Raw genomic sequence first — 339 nt, 5'->3', positions numbered from 1 at the left:
ATCCACAACCCAAGCTTAGTAATCGCCGATGAGCCGACAGCGAGCTTAGACAGCCACACTGCTAATAACGTGATCGATATTATGCACGAGCTTGGCCACGAGTTTGGCACCACCTTTATTGTTGCGACCCATGATCCAAGAATGGCTAAACGTTGCGACCGTGTGATTGAGTTGGTGGACGGTAAGTTGGTTTCTTCAGTGTCAAACAAGGAGGCAGTCTCATGGGCAAGTTAATGCAGTTTGGCTTTTTGCAATCGCTTCGCTTGGCGTGGCTTAATTTATTTAGAAACGGTCGCCGCAGTTTGTTGTCGGTGTTGATCATCGCCATCGCCGTATTTG

The 339-nt window shown here is 48.4% G+C and carries 1 pseudogene; it reads left to right on the top strand.

Annotated features, from left to right (window positions below):
* Nucleotides 1–234, top strand: a pseudogene (locus AB4486_RS26325) (lipoprotein-releasing system ATP-binding protein LolD); the annotation flags it as partial.
* Nucleotides 235–339: the final 105 nt, after the last annotated feature.

The sequence above is a fragment of the Vibrio sp. 10N.222.55.C6 genome (assembly GCF_041473395.1).
Taxonomy (GTDB): Bacteria; Pseudomonadota; Gammaproteobacteria; order Enterobacterales; family Vibrionaceae; genus Vibrio; species Vibrio crassostreae_C.
The sequence above is the reverse complement of the archived record's forward strand: the minus strand, read 5'-3'. Positions and strand labels throughout refer to the sequence as shown.